12 protein-coding genes are annotated in these 15958 nt (G+C 57.9%); 7 read left to right on the top strand and 5 right to left on the bottom strand.

The features are described from left to right. Window positions 1-39: 39 nt before the first annotated feature. Entirely contained in the window at window positions 40-852 is an 813-nt protein-coding gene (locus tag BST95_RS04835; RefSeq protein WP_146004223.1) for a DUF481 domain-containing protein, read from the bottom strand. A gap of 370 nt (window positions 853-1222) precedes the next feature. On the opposite strand from BST95_RS04835, the gene BST95_RS04825 reads away from it, so the two are divergent. Both BST95_RS04825 and BST95_RS04820 read left to right on the top strand, forming a co-directional pair. Then, window positions 1223-2419, top strand: a complete 1197-nt coding sequence (locus BST95_RS04825) for a TAXI family TRAP transporter solute-binding subunit (RefSeq protein ID WP_084198375.1) — start codon at window positions 1223-1225, stop codon at window positions 2417-2419. A 28-nt stretch (window positions 2420-2447) separates the two neighbouring features. Continuing rightward, the gene (locus tag BST95_RS04820; RefSeq protein ID WP_084198374.1) at window positions 2448-5726 is read left to right on the top strand and encodes a mechanosensitive ion channel domain-containing protein; all 3279 of its coding nucleotides are present in this window, start codon (window positions 2448-2450) and stop codon (window positions 5724-5726) included. 49 nt (window positions 5727-5775) lie between these two features. On the opposite strand, the gene BST95_RS04815 is transcribed toward BST95_RS04820, so the two are convergent. The 3 genes from BST95_RS04815 to BST95_RS04805 are packed head-to-tail and all read right to left on the bottom strand — an operon-like array spanning window position 5776 to window position 8249. Beyond that, window positions 5776-6960 carry a cation:proton antiporter gene (locus tag BST95_RS04815; protein ID WP_066056104.1) on the bottom strand — a complete coding sequence of 395 codons (1185 nt, stop codon included), beginning with the start codon at window positions 6958-6960 and terminating at the stop codon, window positions 5776-5778. Between the two features lie 15 nt (window positions 6961-6975). Continuing rightward, window positions 6976-7968, bottom strand: a complete 993-nt coding sequence (locus BST95_RS04810; RefSeq protein WP_084198373.1) for an efflux RND transporter periplasmic adaptor subunit — start codon at window positions 7966-7968, stop codon at window positions 6976-6978. Beyond that, window positions 7965-8249: a DUF3302 domain-containing protein gene (locus BST95_RS04805; protein ID WP_084198372.1), complete on the bottom strand. Its 285-nt coding sequence runs from the start codon at window positions 8247-8249 to the stop codon at window positions 7965-7967. The genes BST95_RS04810 and BST95_RS04805 overlap by 4 nt, the downstream gene beginning before the upstream one ends. A 436-nt stretch (window positions 8250-8685) precedes the next feature. On the opposite strand from BST95_RS04805, the gene BST95_RS04800 reads away from it, so the two are divergent. The 5 genes from BST95_RS04800 to BST95_RS04775 all read left to right on the top strand — a co-directional run bounded on the left by BST95_RS04800 (window position 8686) and on the right by BST95_RS04775 (window position 14077). After that, window positions 8686-9465 (top strand): aldo/keto reductase, encoded by a 780-nt coding sequence (locus BST95_RS04800; protein WP_169843856.1) that lies wholly within the window; start codon window positions 8686-8688, stop codon window positions 9463-9465. After that, a complete protein-coding gene (locus BST95_RS04795; RefSeq protein ID WP_169843855.1) occupies window positions 9465-10790 on the top strand; it encodes an NTP/NDP exchange transporter in 1326 nt (441 codons plus the stop codon). Before BST95_RS04800 ends, BST95_RS04795 begins: the two co-directional genes overlap by 1 nt. Before the next feature lie 302 nt (window positions 10791-11092). Further along, on the top strand, window positions 11093-11620 hold the full coding sequence (locus BST95_RS04785; protein WP_084198371.1) for a type 1 glutamine amidotransferase family protein: 528 nt from the start codon (window positions 11093-11095) through the stop codon (window positions 11618-11620). Window positions 11621-11675: 55 nt separating this feature from the next. After that, window positions 11676-12767 carry a Rieske 2Fe-2S domain-containing protein gene (locus tag BST95_RS04780; RefSeq protein ID WP_084198370.1) on the top strand — a complete coding sequence of 364 codons (1092 nt, stop codon included), beginning with the start codon at window positions 11676-11678 and terminating at the stop codon, window positions 12765-12767. Between the two features lie 497 nt (window positions 12768-13264). Then, a complete protein-coding gene (locus tag BST95_RS04775; protein WP_084198369.1) occupies window positions 13265-14077 on the top strand; it encodes a M48 family metallopeptidase in 813 nt (270 codons plus the stop codon). Window positions 14078-14115: 38 nt separating this feature from the next. On the opposite strand, the gene BST95_RS04770 is transcribed toward BST95_RS04775, so the two are convergent. Next, entirely contained in the window at window positions 14116-15849 is a 1734-nt protein-coding gene (locus BST95_RS04770; protein WP_084198368.1) for a DUF885 domain-containing protein, read from the bottom strand. Between the last annotated feature and the right edge of the window lie 109 nt (window positions 15850-15958).

Below are 15958 nucleotides of genomic sequence, written 5' to 3'. Positions count from 1 at the left end.
CATGTGCAGCGTGACAGCCGCGCTGCTCCTACAGCGCCGCTACCAGTAATAACCCAACCGCAGGGCATAGGTTTCATCCATGCGTTCAACGCCCTCCACTGATCCTGAATCGTACTCCAGAAGAATCTCCGCGGCGGCCTCGAACCCCAGTAGCAATGGGAAAGAGAGGCCAAAAGACGTGTTGATGACCATGTCCGACGTTTCCGACAGATTCCACACTCCCAGCTGATCCATATACAGGCTGGAATCACCACCCAGAAAATCACTGCTGAGCTCCAGATTCCAGGTGGCACCGGGATACTCCTGAACACGGGCGTTGATAAAGTCTTCACTGACATAGGACAGGCCGCTTTCGGCAGACAGCTTAAACCTCGGCCGGATGAGAAAGTCGCGACCGATGTAGGGTCCGGTAAAATAACGCAAATTGAGGTCTGCAAACTGATCTTCCTCCGCGTACATGTGCCGGCCCCAGTAATTGCGGCTGCCAAATGCCTCCCCATCCGGCGGATCAAAATAGGAATCGTACTTGCCGATAATGTTCCAGTTGTCCGCATTCTTATTGTCGTTGGCTTCGTCAAGCTCACCCCTGAGCTTGAGGATGTAGCGATCATCCTGGCACTGCCACACAGTGTTCATCGCGTAATCCAATTCGTAAGAATGGCTATTACCCCGCTCAATCGAAAACGCAAAACTGATATCCACCGTCCACTTATAGCCCTCGCCCAACTCCCAGGGTTCAGGATTGACCACACGCAAGGTCTCTAGAGGGAGAGGCAGTTGCTCACCGGGCACTAGCAGCTCGTGCCCCTCGATGTGTAGCGGCAAATCTTCGATAACCGATGCATCAGCCATCTGCACAAAAACCGTACCGCCAGTAGTTATCGAGGCTATATGCTCAACGGCAATTTCCAGCGTGCCGGCAACTCCGTTGCAAACTGTACAGCTCCATCACGCATATCTGTGAGCTCACCAACGAAGCGCGAGCCATTATTCAAAACCACCTCATCGGTAGCAGGCGATACATCTGCACTCTCTGATGACATAGCCGAGTGCGACATGCACAGGCAGACTGGCAGCCAGGCCAGGCGCAAAAGACGCAGAAAAAACATGAGTAGCCTCCTTTGAGCTTCCCACTTTGCGCTCTATCAGCATAGAACACTGAGCTTGGCCATGGCGCCGACACTGCGTTTCGCTAAACAAGCCTTTGGCCTACACTTAGCGAATGACTTATCGCGCCCTCTTGCTGCTAGCCACGCTTTTGCTGATCAGCTGTGACACCACCGTGGGCTCTGCCCGCATACTCATCGCCGAATACCGTCAATTCGATTCAGACGCGGTCCACGCCATCTTCGAAGACCAATCAAAACTGACGCTTATTCCGGCGGAGGCGCCGCCGGGAACATCGTCGGTGGACGCGCTCACCTCTGACCTTGCCGATCTCGCACTCCTCGAAAACAGTACGCCCTTTGTTGAAGGCTTACGCACGGTGCTACCCGTATTCGAAAGTGTCCTGCATATACTCGCCCGGGATGACCTCGAGCCTGAAGACCTGGGCAACCCACTCAACGGGGCAGATTTCTATGTTGCCAATCGCTCCGCTGCCGGCATCCGCTTTATCGAACTGGTCACCCATCGCATGGGGCTGACACCAGACCAGTACACGATCAGCGAAGCCTTTGACCCCGGCACCACAGACATCATCGTGTACTTCGGCCCCATCGACCCCAGCAACACCCCCTGGGCCACACCCGGCTACTCACTGGTATCGCTGGATAATGAACTAAACCCGCAGGGCAAGTTCTACAAAGAAGGTATCGGCTACACTGCACCAAACATGAAGCCCAAAACCATACCGGCGCTAACCTATGATCTGCCAGGCAACGAAACCGACATTGCCACAGTCGCCGTCGACACCCTGCTCATCGCCCGCAAGGATGTCTCTGAGGCCAGCATCTACGAACTGACGCGCACGTTTCTGGAGCAGAAACCACGCTTCACCGCCATTGCACCTCACTTGTTTGCCGGCATCAACGAATCCTTCGACCCCCTGGACCTCAGTTTTCCGCTGCACCGCGGGGCTCGCGCCTACTTTGAGCGAGACAACCCTGGATTTATCGAAAGGTACGCCGAAACTATCAACATGCTGGTATATGTATCGTTCCTGCTGATCTCAGCATCTCTGGCGTTTGCACGTTGGCGCGAGCGAACGAAGAAAGATCGGATTGACGTATTCTATACTCGAATCATGGATATTCGGCAGGACGCCTCCAGATCGGTCACGGAACGCCTCGGCGAACTGGACACACTGGAACAGGAGGCGTTTGATTTACTGGTCAAGGAACGCCTGTCTGCCAATGAAAGCTTTCGTATTTTCACAGACCTGCTAGCCACAGCCAGGTCAGAACTCAACCGGGACTGACAGGTGGCCCGGACACAGGAGTAACGGGATGACACGCTTGCAATGGAGCTTTGCACACCTGGTATTTCTGTGCCTGTTGGCCATCAGTGTCAATGCGCAGCAAACCAGCGAGCCAGCGCCAATCACTCAGGACAAACTCACCGCGTTAATCGATCAGGTAAATCTGGACACTGCGCTGGGCGATGAGGCCAAAACCCAGTTCACCACCCAGCTAGAGGCCGCCCAGCAACAGCTCCGAGACGCACAGAGCAATACCGAGCAGGCCGAGCAACTCAATGCTTTGGCCAAGTCCGCCCCCGAAGAGGCCGAGCGCCTCAAGCGCGCCTTGGATGCGTTACGCAGTGAAGCAACTGACTCGGATAGCCTGGTGCCAGCTGATGCGACGCTCGAACAACTGGAAAGCGAAGTTACGCTGTTAGAGGCCAGCCGCAGCAGCCTCGCCCAGCGTCGCGACGAGTTGCGCACGGAACTGGACGAGTGGCCGCAGCAACGCGAGAACATTCAGAACCGCCTCACGGAACTCAAGGGCCTGCTGACCCAGAACGCCGCAGCACCCAACATGACCGGTGATACGCTGGAAGAGCGCGTAAAAAACGCGCTGCGTAGCGCTCGCGACCAGGCGTTGCATGCGGAACAACACAGGTTACAAGTTGACCTGCTGACGCGCCCGGCCCGCATGGAGATCGGGTCCGCGGAATCAGCGAAAGTGTCATACGACCTCGAAGTCGCAGACCAGGAACTGGCTGCCTTGCGCACTGCCGCAGAGAGTGCCCGCAGTAAAGCCGCTGAAGAAGAGGTGGTGACCACCACCGAGCTGGAAGAACAGATCAGCAGCCTGGCGCCGCAGCTGCGCGAATTTGCCGCACACAATCGCGTGCTCGCTGAGCGAGCTCGCGAGCACGCTCTCGATAACGATGAGGCGGTCTCCAAGGGGGACGCGATCAAGCGTCAGCTGGAGAGCATGGAATCAGATTACTCGCTCATGAAACGTCGGCTGGATGTGGCCGGGCGCAAGGAGATTCTCGGTCGGGTCATGATCCAGATGCTCGAGAGCCTACCCAACATAGACAGTATTCGACGTCAGGTGCGCAACAACAATGACCGGGTGGCTAATTTGTCACTCTACTACATCGACTATGACGAAGAGTTGCGCAAAATTATCGGCAGTCGCGACTACAACTCCGAGATTCTCGCGACACTATCGCCAGACGATACCGAGAGTCGCGAACTCGTCATTCAAATGATCGATCAGCGCCGTCAGTTGGTTGAGAGTAATCTCAACTCGCTGCGCGATCTCATCCAGAACCTGCTCAACAACAACGAGTCTGCCAGCAACCTCATTCTGGTCGCCAATGATTTTCAACGCTTTCTGGTTGGCAACCTGATGTGGGTGCGCAACTTTAATTTCATCGGTGCAGGCGCCCTGATCAACCAGATGGCTAGCGTTTCGTCAGTAGACGATTGGCTTAATCTCCCAGGCGTGCTTCTGCGCGGCTATCAGATTCACGACTGGGGGTCGGTATTACTCGCGCTACTGTTCGCCGTCATTGCCCTGCACAGGCCCCTTAAATCGATATACAACGGCCGTCTGGCTCAACCGGCGCTGCTCAACGCAGAAACCCTGAGCAACATTCTCCTTTGCCTTTGCCTCGTCGCTCTGCTGGTGCTGCCGATACCGCTCGCCGTCTACATCGCCAGCGCGTTCCTCTATCAGCTCCCACAAACCAGTTCATTGTATGAGGCGCTCGCGCCTGCCCTGCAGTTCGTGGCGGTCGGGCTGTATGCCCTGTTACTGGTGAAGGAACTGCTCAGCCCCATGGGCATTGGCCGGCGCTTCCTGAAATGGGACGCGCGTATGCTGGAAGTGTTACGCAAAGAACTGCGCTGGTCTGGCCCCCTGATTCTTATTGCCCTGCTGGTCGAAACCATTATGCTGAAACTGGATTCGGCATCCAGCGGCGGCCCACTGGGGGCCACCTCAACGGCGGCCGTAGCCACTACGATTATTACCATCAGTTTACGGCTGCTTCGCGACCCTCTTTTTCACGACAACCGCAACCTGCGCGTCTTCCTGCGCCTCATGATACTGCTGCCCGCCATCACCCTCGGCATGCTCACCCTGGGATTGTTGTTTGCCGCCAAGATCTACCTGGACGCCATCATCCTCAGCATCGTGCTGGTCTTCGCAGTCAAAATCTTCAACGATATTTTCGAGCGCGCACTGCTCATCCTCCGTGCGCGCCTGGAGCGCAAAGCCAAGGAAGAGCTGCGCGCCAGGGAAGAGGACGGTGATGAAACCGACCTGGAAATCGACGACCTGGTGGATGTGGAATCGCTGTCAGAAGCACACGACAAGCTGCTAATGCTGATCCGATTCGTCGCGCTGGGCACTGGCCTGTGGATTATCTGGTCTCCGAGTTTGCCGGGCTCCATCCTGCTCGACTCCGTGGGACTCTGGCAAGTGGATGATCCCGCTGATCCAACGGGCGCCCTGCGCACCGTCACTCTGATGGATCTCGTGGTAGGCATCTTCATTCTGGTGGTGACCGCACTGGTCGCCAAGCACCTTCCGTCGTTAGTCACCTTATTCCTGCTGGAGTGGGTCGACGTTAGCGCCAGCGCGCGTTACGCCAGCAGCATTATTATGCAATACACCGTTGTTGCCATCGGCGTCTCAATGTTCCTCGCGACGGTGGGCTGGGACTGGTCGCAATTGCAGTGGCTGGTGGCCGCCCTGGGTGTAGGTATTGGCTTTGGCCTGCAGGAAATTGTTGCCAACTTTATCAGCGGCCTGATTGTACTTTTCGAACGGCCCGTGAGGGTAGGCGACATTATCAGTGTTGGCGGCGCCGAAGGTACGGTGAAGAGCATTAACGCTCGAGCCACAGTTTTGCAGACCTTCGAAGGCAAGGAACATCTTATTCCCAACAAGGAACTGATCACCACGCCGGTAATTAACTGGTCGTTGTCGGAATCCAATGTAAGGGTGGTGATTCCCGTCGGTGTAGCCTATGGAACGGATGTTCGCAAAGCCATGGACTTGATGCTGGAAGCCGCTCGCGAGGTACCGCTGGTACAAACTGAGCCAGAGCCCACTGCCACCTTTGAGGACTTCGGCGACAATTCGCTGCTGCTCTGGTTGCGCTGCTACGTGCCGGAAGAACGTCCACGCGCCTGGACCGAGCTGCGCACTATCATTAATGACAAGTTCAACGCAGCGGGTATTGTCATTTCCTTCCCGCAGCGGGATGTTCATCTGGACACCTTGAAACCGCTCGAAATTCGCCTCGCCAAGGAAACCTCATAGATCAGCGGACCATAACTGCGCATACAGCGCCAGCAGTTCGCTGGCTTCGTCAGGACTTGGTAAATCTATGCGCCAATGGAGCAGCGCTTAAACCGTGCAGAATCACGCTGAGGAATATCGTGCAGGCGATGATCACTGCTATGTCATCGCCCTCTTTGACCTGCTCGTGAAGAATAATTATCGCGAAGACGATACTAGCCAGCCCACGGGGCCCAAACCAGGCCATGAATAAAGCGTGCTTCATACTCACGCCACTGCCGATGAGAGACACCAGCGCAGGCACCATACGTACAAAGGTCAGGCAGCAAAGTGCATAGGCCACCACGTCCCAACTGAGCCGCTGGGAGACGATAGGTACAACCGCAGCACCAAACAGGAACCAGGTGGTCAACCCCAGGACTTCGCCTATTCCCTCAGCATCCACCACCATGTGATGCACTCGCTGGCGTGCCAGATGCCCAAACAGCAATCCGCCAGAGAAAGCGGCGATGTAGCCACTACCGTGCAGCGACTGAGTCAGAGCGAAGCACAGTAACGCCAACATAACCGTGGGCACCCGCTTCCAGAGACTGTTGATGAACCCACGTGCTTTCGCAAGGGCAATCAACTGAAAACCCAGGCCTGCCACGGTCAGCCCTACCAGCAGGCCGATGCCAATTTCCTGGGCTGTTAGCGCAAGCGCTATCATGCCTGGCTCATCGCCATGATGTGATTGGCTGAGGGCAATGAACACCAGCAGGATGGGCACGCACAGCCCATCATTGAGACCGCTCTCGACATTCAGGGTGGAGCGGATATACGTGGGAACACGGGGATCAGAGACGACCGATTTGCCCAGGGCTGCATCCGTCGCGGCCAGCGCTGTCGCCATAATGGCCAGCTGCCAGAGATCAAATGCCGGCAGTAGCACAATACCCACGGCCACACCCAACAAGATGGAGCCGGGAATACCAATGGCCAACATACGCACAGGCAACTGGGCGTGATCGCGCAACGATGCCCGATCCGAGTGAGCACCATCGGCAAACAGCAACAGCGCCAGCGTAATGTCCGCCAGCACGCGCAGTACATCAGGGGTAATCTGCGGCGACACCCAACCTGCACCCGCCTCACCCAGCAACATTCCCGCAAGCAGAAACAGAATGGGACCGGTAAACATAGACCGTTCAGCCCGCTTCGCGACAAGGCTGAACAGAAAAACCAGGAGGCAAATGACGGCCAGAAGTGAGTACATTCTGAACCTATGACCTCAGGGAGAGGTCAGGTATCCCAGCCAGGCTTTCATCCGTACGGCCACTTTACTGACGACGTGGACCGGTTTACCCGCAGATGTATAGATAGCTACTGCACCACCGGCGCCCTGAGCTAATTGCTGCGCAAACTCTTTGTCATCCAAGTCCACCAGAACGGCCCAACGATCATTTGCCGGGGCCCCAGTCAACGTTGGCAGCTGACTTGACGCCGCGAACTGCGAACCGCTGCTGGCACCGACTATGCGCTCAACCGTACCCGAGAACGTGCGCCCGGGGACATTGGTAAATACCACGTCAGCAGCGTCACCCACCGCTATTCTGCGTACCGCACTCTGACTGAAACTGGCCAATACCATGCTCGATTCTGTCGACACATACGCCATCGGTGATGCCAGCGGTATGGTTGTCACCACCCCGCCAGGGCGCAACTGGAGATTCACAACGTAGCCATCATAGGGGGCCGTGACGGTCGTTTCACCCAACTGCCAGCGCGCATTATCCAATTGCGCCTCAGCGCTTTGAATGGCGGCATCGGCAATATCCCGGTTCGCCGTCCAGGTATCGACATCGATCTGGGCGGCGGACTGCACCTGCAGCAACTTCTCCGCACGCTCCACATTAACCTGAGCGAGGCGCCTCTCCGCCTGGTGACGGGCTACTTGCGCTTCCAATTGGCGAACATTGATCTCAAATGGCTCCGGATCGATCTGAAACAACACCTCTCCGCGCTTCAGCGGCGTATTGGGCTGGACCGGCACTTCAACGACCTCGCCGCGCACATTGGGCACGATCGGAATAATAAACCTGAACATACGCGCATCGGAGCTTATCGGCGCAAAGGTGTACCACATGAAGACAATACTGGCGATCAACACCACCCCCACACCGGCGAATGCTGCGATGTTGCCGATGGTTTTTTTGAGGATACCCAGCTTGTTAAATATCAGGATGTAGAGCAACGCATAGCAAATGGATATAAAAGCAATCATGCGGCCGGCTCCTTCTGCTCCATCTGACGCTCCAGTTCCGCCACGCGTTGTTCAAGCTCGGCCGTGGCAAATACCGGTTTGGTCTTTGCCCAGACCAACGCGATAAACCAGCCCAGTCCAAGCGTAAGCAAACCGATCCACGCCAATACCGAAATGGCGTCGGCCTGGGGATGATTGACCGCCCGCGCCATATTCCCCGGGATATTGCCAATGGTTACCACCAGCCATATAGCCGTGGCCACAAGCACACCCAGCACAATCAGTGCGAAAATTTCCAGCATGTATCACTCCAACAATAGGGGCTCCAAAGCCCCGCATAACAAACAATGATCAATCGCTTTTAAGCAGTATAGTAGTGGTGCCTTCCATTACACCTTTTTTACGTCGCCAGGATTCTGCGAGCAGGCAGTGAACTTTCTTTCGGTGCCGGTGGTCAGAGTCCAGGACATTTTCCCCGTCAACACAGACAACCACTACGGCCTGGCATAAAACCATGCCCTGGTGTGCCCAGGGCAGTCGCTTGACCGTCGCCTGGGGGGCTGGAACACTGTCTCTATATCCGCAAGGAACCCAACGCATGATCACTCGCAGAAACGCAGTCAAATTTGGAGCCTCACTGGCGGCCATGGCGGCGCTGCCTTTCCCGGTCTCCGGCGCGGCCCCGCCACTATTGTTCGCCCTATTCCCAGCACAGGAGAGACCATACCCGTCATCGGTATGGGCACCTCGCGCACTTTCGACGCAGGCGCAGATGAGGCCACCGTAGCTCGCCTCGCCAAAGTCATGGAAGCTTTCTTCGCCGGAGGCGGCACGGTCATCGATTCGTCGCCCATGTACGGCCAGGCCGAATCCCGGGTTGGCGACGTACTGCGAAGCATGAGCGCCTCGCCTTCGGTATTCGCCGCAACCAAGGTGTGGACCGAGGGCCGCGATGAAGGTATCGCTCAGATGGACTTGTCTGCAAAACGCATGGCGGTGGAGAATTTCGACCTGATCGCCGTCCACAACCTGGTCGATTGGCAGACCCAACTGGCCACGCTCAAACAGTGGAAGGATGAGGGCAAGGTTCGCTATATCGGCATTACCACCTCGCACGGCCGCGACCACGAACCTCTGCTGGAGATCATGCGCAAGGAACCGCTGGATTTTGTCCAGTTCACCTACAATATCGGCAACCGCACCGCTGAAGACGCTCTGCTGCCACTGGCCCAGGACCGCGGTATCGCCACCATGATTAATCGCCCCTATCAGCGCGGCTCGCTGTTCAAGCGATCCAGCAACCAGGCGCTGCCCGAGGTCGCCAAAGATCTCGACTGCACCAGCTGGGGCCAGTTCTACCTGAAGTTCATCATTGGCCATCCGGCGGTGACCAGCCTGATTCCAGCCACGTCCAAGGCACACCACATGGCGGACAATATGGGTGCCAATGTCGGCCCGGTGCCGGACGCCAAACAGCGTGAGGAAATGTTGCGCGTATTCCAGGCGCTATCCGCCTGATGGCCGCTAACGAGAGCGCGCTGCAGCGACTGCTGGCCCGCGCCTGCGACATCCGCCCCGAAGAGGTTCGCGCCACGCTGGCGTCATTCTCATTGGTACTGGTACTTATGGCGTCGTACTACGTGCTGCGCCCGGTTCGAGATGCCATGGCCAGCGACTGGACCGATGCCGAAGTGAGTTGGCTGTGGACGTTTACGTTCTTTTTCAGCGCCGCGGCAGTCTCACTCTACGGTGCTGCTGTAGCCCGTTTCTCGGTCAAAAAGCTGGTTCCCGGCGTGTATGCCTTCTTCGGCCTGACGTTTGCACTGTTCTATGTCGGCACCCAAATTGCCGAGGACCGCACCCTGGTCGATAAGAGTTTTTATGTCTGGGTCAGCCTGTTTGCGCTGTTCCACATCTCGGTGTTCTGGAGCTTTATGTCCGACACCTTCAGCCAGCCGCAGTCGAAACGGCTATTTGCCTTTATTGGTGCAGGCGCCAGCGTTGGCGCGATCGGCGGTCCTGCGTTTGCCTCGCTGCTGGCCGGCACCAGTAGCACGGACGCCATGCTGCTGATATCAACCGTGGTGATTCTCGCGGCACTGCCTCTGGTCATCTGGGTGCAACACCTGAAGTCGACCGAACTACACAATCAGACTGTGCACGCTAGTAGTACAGATTTCGAATACGTGGGCGGCAACCCCTTTGCGGGCTTCGCTGAGTTTGTGAAGAACCCCTATCTGCTCGGCATCGGGGTGTTCATTCTGCTGTATACATCGATCAGTTCCTTTGTCTATTTCGAGCTGAAGAACCTGATGGTGGACTACACCCGCGAGGAGCGCGCCCAGATCTGGGCTCAGGTGGATCTGCTGGTCAACGCCCTGACCCTGATCATCGGGATGTTTGTCACAGGGCGTATCGCTACCCGCATGGGGCTGCCGTTCACACTTGCCTCGGTCCCCATGCTGATCTGTGTCGGCATGCTGTTGCTTATGGCGGCTCCGTCGGTGGCAGCGGTGATTGCCATTCAGGTGGTCAGGCGTGTGGGTAATTACGCCGTCTCAAGGCCTGCCCGGGAGATGCTGTTTACCGCGGTGGATCGCGAGACCCGGTTCAAGGCCAAACCGGTCATCGATATAGTGGTGTACCGGGGTGGGGATATGCTTAACGCCTGGGCGTTCACGCTACTCACCCAGGGGCTGGGTCTCAGCCTGGGCGCAGCAGCCGGCGTTGGCGCTGGCATTGCCCTGCTGTGGGCGGGCACCGGCGTAGCGCTGGGGCGCAGTTTTGAGCGCCGCGAGGAGGCCGCCGGGCTTAGCGCGCCATCGTCCACTCAATCGCATTGAGTACCAGGTTGCGGGCATTATCATTCTGCCAGTTCTTGTGAAAGTGTCCGCCCATATAACCAAAGCCGCGGCCGCCGCCGGGCGCTCATAGCCCCAGGCCACCACCTGGGGCACACCGTCCGCAACCAGCTTGCGCACAGCATCGTTGCCGCTGCGGGGGCCATTGCGGCGCTTCATGGTTGATTCAGGTGCGATCGCACTGAGAATATCGACAACGGCTTCATCGCGAAAACGCATATTGAGGTACCATTCATCCAGCATCGAGAACCGCACGATACCGGCGGTCTCCGGAGGCCGCCGCCATGACCAATCTGATCGACCAGACCGTCAGCGCCGGCCTGCCCGCATTACTGGTGCACTGCGCCATGCACAGCTGGTGGGATACGTTTAAGAAGGGCAAGCCGATTCCCGGCAACACTCTGGGGAAAGCGAGGGCCAATAAACGCCTCCTCGAACAGTGGCAACAGGATCATCCTGACAGCAGCCTACCTGCATGGGGTGAATTCACCGGTATTGCCAGCACCAAGCACGGACCCAAGAAACCGATCACCCTCGTACCCGTCGCCGATGCGCCGCTACAACTGAACATCCCGGAGGGTTACACCACCGAGAAAACGGATTTATACAACAGTCACTACGTCACACCCGAAGTCACCCCGCTGTTGCGCGGACTGCAGCGCAAGGACGATGAGGTCGTCATGTGGGAAGCCCCTCAAGGCAAGGGGACGGTGATTGGTTTAACTTTGGGACACAATGACGATGAATGGGATGATCCGGTCTTTCGGGGACTGCTCAAATCGGCAATAGACTACCTGCTTGAACCGCAGTAAACAGTCGCCGCAGCTATAATTCAGCCTCAATAAGTCTACAAGGAGGTGCAGAATTATGGCAACTGCAGCTGAATACGGTCTCGGCCCCAACGAATTCCCCCGCGGGTGGTTTGTCGTCGCCGAAAGCTCCGAACTGGATAAGGGCCCCATGGCAGTGCGCTTCTGGGGTCGCGACCTGGCACTCTACCGCGGCGAAAGCGGCAAGCCGGTGATGCTCGACGCTTACTGCGCGCACATGGGCACCCACCTGACCGGCGCCACCAGCTCGATGATCGTCAAAAACGGAGAACAGATCGAGGGCGACTCGATCCGCTGCCCCTATCACGGCTGGCGTTATAACGATAAGGGCGATGTCGACGATATCCCCTATCACGACGGCCCGTGCCCCAAATCAGCCTCCATTCGCTCCTACCCAGTGGTCGACAGCCTGGGCGCCGTCATGGCCTGGTTTGATCCCGATGGCGGCGAGCCCGAGTACGATGCGCCGACACTGGCAGAAGTGGACGACCCGCAGTGGGTCATGGGCCCGCTGGACCACCTGGGTGAGTTGGATATCCATCCTCAGGAGGTTCTCGACAACATGGCCGATATGGCGCACCTGGGCCCTACCCACGGCGCACCCAGCCAGTACTTCGAGAACGAGTTCCGCGACCATATCTACATCCAGCGCCAGGGTGGCCCGATGCAGGCCTATGGTGGCGCGTTCCTGTTCACCACCACCTGGTATACCGGCCCCGGCATCCTGCGCTCCAAGCAGGTCTGGGACGATAGTGAAATCTACGAGCTGATCTTCAACACGCCGGTCGATGACGGCCGCATCAAGGCCTGGCACGGCGTTATCTACAAGAGCGCCCATGCCGAGGCCACCGCCGAGGATGTGGAAATCCAGAAGGGTTACCAGGCCGGTGCATTGGAGGCGTTTGCCGCAGACTTCAACGTATGGGCAACCAAACGTCCCGCGCTGAAAATCATGCAGCTGAAGACCGACGGACCCTTCAAGCATGGCCGCAAGTGGTATTCGCAGTTCTATGCCAAACAGGAATCCGTCGCAGCGATTCGCGAGGAGCTCAACGGCAAGGTGGGTACCCAGGGTATGCGCAGCGCCGAAGAAGCCGGTCACGCTATCGACGGCGGCCTGGCGATTTAAGCCGGCACTAAGCGAGTAAAAAAAGGGGAGCCATTGGCTCTCCTTTTATTGAGCAGGCTAATCACCAACCTCGTTCAGAAACGAACGGTGTCAGCACTCACGCTACCCGTGTGCTCGGCATTTTCTGACCCGAAAACCACATGTAGCGCTGTTCGCCCTTCACCCGGGCATCTAACAAGGTGTTATCCCATATACTGAAAAAGCGCTCGCTAATCCCTCACGGAAAAAGGCCAATCATCTTCTCTTAGCCAGACTGCGCTGGGACGAATACACCGCCGAGGGGGTCGATTCTGTCCCAGAAGGCAGTGATTGCGCGCTCAAGTAAATGCTGGGCCAGCAGGCCTACGAGCGTGCTCTGGAACGACTGCAGGCAGAATTAGACCGCTGACCTGAACCTCCCTCACGCGGAATATGTCATAGTATGTAGTGGCCGATGCGGCGGCGCTCAACGGCGTCCGTCGATAAGGGCTTGTTATTACTAACCGCTTGAGAATGTCATGAAGAAACTACTGCTCGCCACCCTGGCCCTGTCACTGCTCGCCGGCTGCGCCACCAGCCCCACAGGACGCTCTCAGCTGATGCTAATCTCACCCGAGTCAGCCATAGTCGAATCGAAGAAAGCCTACCTGACCACGGTTAACCAGCTCGATCAGCAGAACAAGCTCGTCGACGACCCGAAAGTGATGGATCGAGTGGCCACGATAACGGGCAGGCTGGTTTATGTGGCCAAGCAGCAATACCCGAATACCAGCAACTGGGAGTGGAGTGTTGCCATTATTGACGATCCCAAGACAGTGAACGCCTGGTGCATGGCAGGCGGGCGTATGGCGGTGTACACCGGCTTGCTGGATAAACTGAAGCTCACCGATGATGAATTCGCCCAGGTCATGGGCCACGAAATTTCCCACGCCCTGGCCAATCACACGGCCGAGCGCATGTCGCGTGCCATGGCTACCACCCTGGGTGTGGTTGCCGTCGGCGTTGCCTCCGACCATCACGGTGCAGCCATGCTGGGCGCCGCTGCAGCGGCCAAGGTTGCGCTCGAACTACCCAACTCACGCACCGCGGAATCCGAGGCGGATGCCATTGGTATGCGCCTGGCAACACAGGCGGGTTACGAGCCGGACGCGGCCGTTACACTGTGGCAAAAGATGGGCAAAGCCGGCGGTTCAGCACCGCCGGAATTTCTCAGCACTCACCCGGCGCCGGGCAATCGCCAGGCGGCCCTGCAGGCAATGATTCCGGAGATGCGTCAGTTGAATCCCAGCGGCACCATGGCGCCGGTAGCGCCGGTCCAAATCGTCCGCTAGGCCAGCCATACACTGAGTGTATCGCTGACCACACCAGGTCAGTTCTCGATGAACTTCTCGCGAACAGCCGCTTGCAACATCTCCGGTGGGAGCAGACCCTGGCGGAGAATGAAGTCGTGGAATTCACGCTGGTTAAAGGCATCGCCCTGCGCCAGCTCCACCTCGGTGCGCAGCGCGCTCAGACCCATATATCCCCAGTAGTAGGAGGTTGCCTGACCCGGCGCCCGGAACGAGTAGCGATCCGCTTCTGAGCTGGCCATGGCCTTGGACATCGCCAGTTGCTCGATCAGGAAATCGCGGGCGTCATCGCGGCTGATCTGGCCGGTGTTCACCATGGGGTCAAGGAACATCCGCGCGGCGCGCATGATACGGGTATAGAGGTTGAACAGCTGGCCTTCCAGCGGAAGGTACTCCTGCATAATCGACTCCGCATACAGCCCCCAGCCCTCAACATTGGCACTGTTAAAGGCGTAGCTGGCGCGAGCCAGGGAAGTGCCGTCCTCGACCAGGCGGGCGAACTGCAGCTCGTGGCCGGGGCGCGCTTCGTGTACCACCAGCGCCCAGGTCATGGCGTCGTGGCTGAAGTCATCCATACGCGCGTCTTCACCGAGCGCCGGATTGGAGGTAACCAGCACGAATTCGCCGTACTGTCCGGTGTTGTTCACCAGTTGCGGTGGGCTCATGTGCGACGCGGGGCTAGCCGCCGACTCCGCCGGGGTCGCTACCCGGATATTGGCGGGACGCTCGGGCAGCGTGACGATGTCCTCGCGACGGATAATGTCTTCCACAATCGCCAGGCGCTCCTGGTAACGAGGCAGCACCACGTCGTCGGCGAGCTGGTCCTGCTTCATGCGCTTCATTACGGCGACAAGATCTTTGTCCTTCCAGCCATTCTGTTCGGCAATCCGCCAGGCAATGGCCTTCATCTCACTGCGCAGCAACTGGTAGCTGTACTGGGCACGGGCAATCAGTTCTTCGGGCTCGGCATCGACACCGAAGTTACGCAGGCTGTCGGCATACAGGGCCGGCGGCAACAAGTTGCTGTCCCGCGCGTGCTTGCGCAGATCGGTGTCCACCCACTTCATGTACGCGTTGAGCTGTTCAGCGAGGATGTCGTAGTCCGCTTCCCATCCCTCGAGGCCAGATCCCTCAAACAGGCTGCGGATACCCGCAATGATGCCCTCGGCACTGCTCAGGTGGTTATCGATTTCGCCCACCCAGGGGCCAGCGACGCCGTCTACGCCAAAGCGTGCCTCAGCGCTGGCTATGGCCTGCTCGGTCGCAGGCGCAAAACCCGGGGCGGTACCGTTGTACTTTTTCAGGCGTACCAGTGCTGCAGGATATCGGTCCGGATCGACACGCTTGTCGAGTAGCGACCGGAATACCCCAAACAGGTCCGAAGGCAGATCCGCATAGGGCACCGCATACTGGTGACTCAACTCCGAAGTCGTGTTCTCACGCTCAAGTGCATCGATCAGGATCTGCAGATCCTGGCGCAGCTTGCGATGCTCTTCCTTTTCAAGGCGTGCCTGCAGTTCAGTGACAAACTCACGGTTGGTTGCCAGGCTAGCCTGACGAGCTGCCTCGCTATAGCTGCTCACCTGTGTGTCGAATTCGGCAATGCCGTAGAAGCTCATCAGCTCGGGCTGGTGCTGGCCCTGGGCCATCATGACCTCGGTGGTAATGGCATCGCTGCGCTCGATCCAGTCGGCCTTTACGCCGAGTGCGACCAGCGCCAGGGCGAAGCCAAGCACGTTCATCATTTTTTTCATTGGGAGATTCCTTCGGATAGAAAACGAGCGGATGCTATCAGTTTGGGGCCCGGATATCAGGCTCCGGCGGTGAAATGCCCGTCAGGTGCGACAAGCCGCTGCCAAAGAC

The organism is Halioglobus japonicus, from assembly GCF_001983995.1.
In the GTDB taxonomy this organism is placed as follows: Bacteria; Pseudomonadota; Gammaproteobacteria; order Pseudomonadales; family Halieaceae; genus Halioglobus; species Halioglobus japonicus.
Note: the sequence above shows the minus strand (reverse complement) of the source record. Positions and strands in the feature narration are given on the sequence as shown.

What these genes read in the sequence shown, in the direction of transcription:
- BST95_RS04785 (WP_084198371.1), top strand. Translation starts at nt 11,093, where the DNA reads ATGACCAATCTGATCGACCAGACCGTCAGCGCCGGCCTGCCCGCATTA.
- BST95_RS04810 (WP_084198373.1), bottom strand. Translation starts at nt 7,968, where the DNA reads ATGATTGCTTTTATATCCATTTGCTATGCGTTGCTCTACATCCTGATA.
- BST95_RS04835 (WP_146004223.1), bottom strand. Translation starts at nt 852, where the DNA reads ATGGCTGATGCATCGGTTATCGAAGATTTGCCGCTACACATCGAGGGG.
- BST95_RS04815 (WP_066056104.1), bottom strand. Translation starts at nt 6,960, where the DNA reads ATGTACTCACTTCTGGCCGTCATTTGCCTCCTGGTTTTTCTGTTCAGC.
- BST95_RS04800 (WP_169843856.1), top strand. Translation starts at nt 8,686, where the DNA reads ATGGGCACCTCGCGCACTTTCGACGCAGGCGCAGATGAGGCCACCGTA.
- BST95_RS04825 (WP_084198375.1), top strand. Translation starts at nt 1,223, where the DNA reads ATGACTTATCGCGCCCTCTTGCTGCTAGCCACGCTTTTGCTGATCAGC.
- BST95_RS04820 (WP_084198374.1), top strand. Translation starts at nt 2,448, where the DNA reads ATGACACGCTTGCAATGGAGCTTTGCACACCTGGTATTTCTGTGCCTG.
- BST95_RS04780 (WP_084198370.1), top strand. Translation starts at nt 11,676, where the DNA reads ATGGCAACTGCAGCTGAATACGGTCTCGGCCCCAACGAATTCCCCCGC.
- BST95_RS04795 (WP_169843855.1), top strand. Translation starts at nt 9,465, where the DNA reads ATGGCCGCTAACGAGAGCGCGCTGCAGCGACTGCTGGCCCGCGCCTGC.
- BST95_RS04805 (WP_084198372.1), bottom strand. Translation starts at nt 8,249, where the DNA reads ATGCTGGAAATTTTCGCACTGATTGTGCTGGGTGTGCTTGTGGCCACG.
- BST95_RS04770 (WP_084198368.1), bottom strand. Translation starts at nt 15,849, where the DNA reads ATGAAAAAAATGATGAACGTGCTTGGCTTCGCCCTGGCGCTGGTCGCA.
- BST95_RS04775 (WP_084198369.1), top strand. Translation starts at nt 13,265, where the DNA reads ATGAAGAAACTACTGCTCGCCACCCTGGCCCTGTCACTGCTCGCCGGC.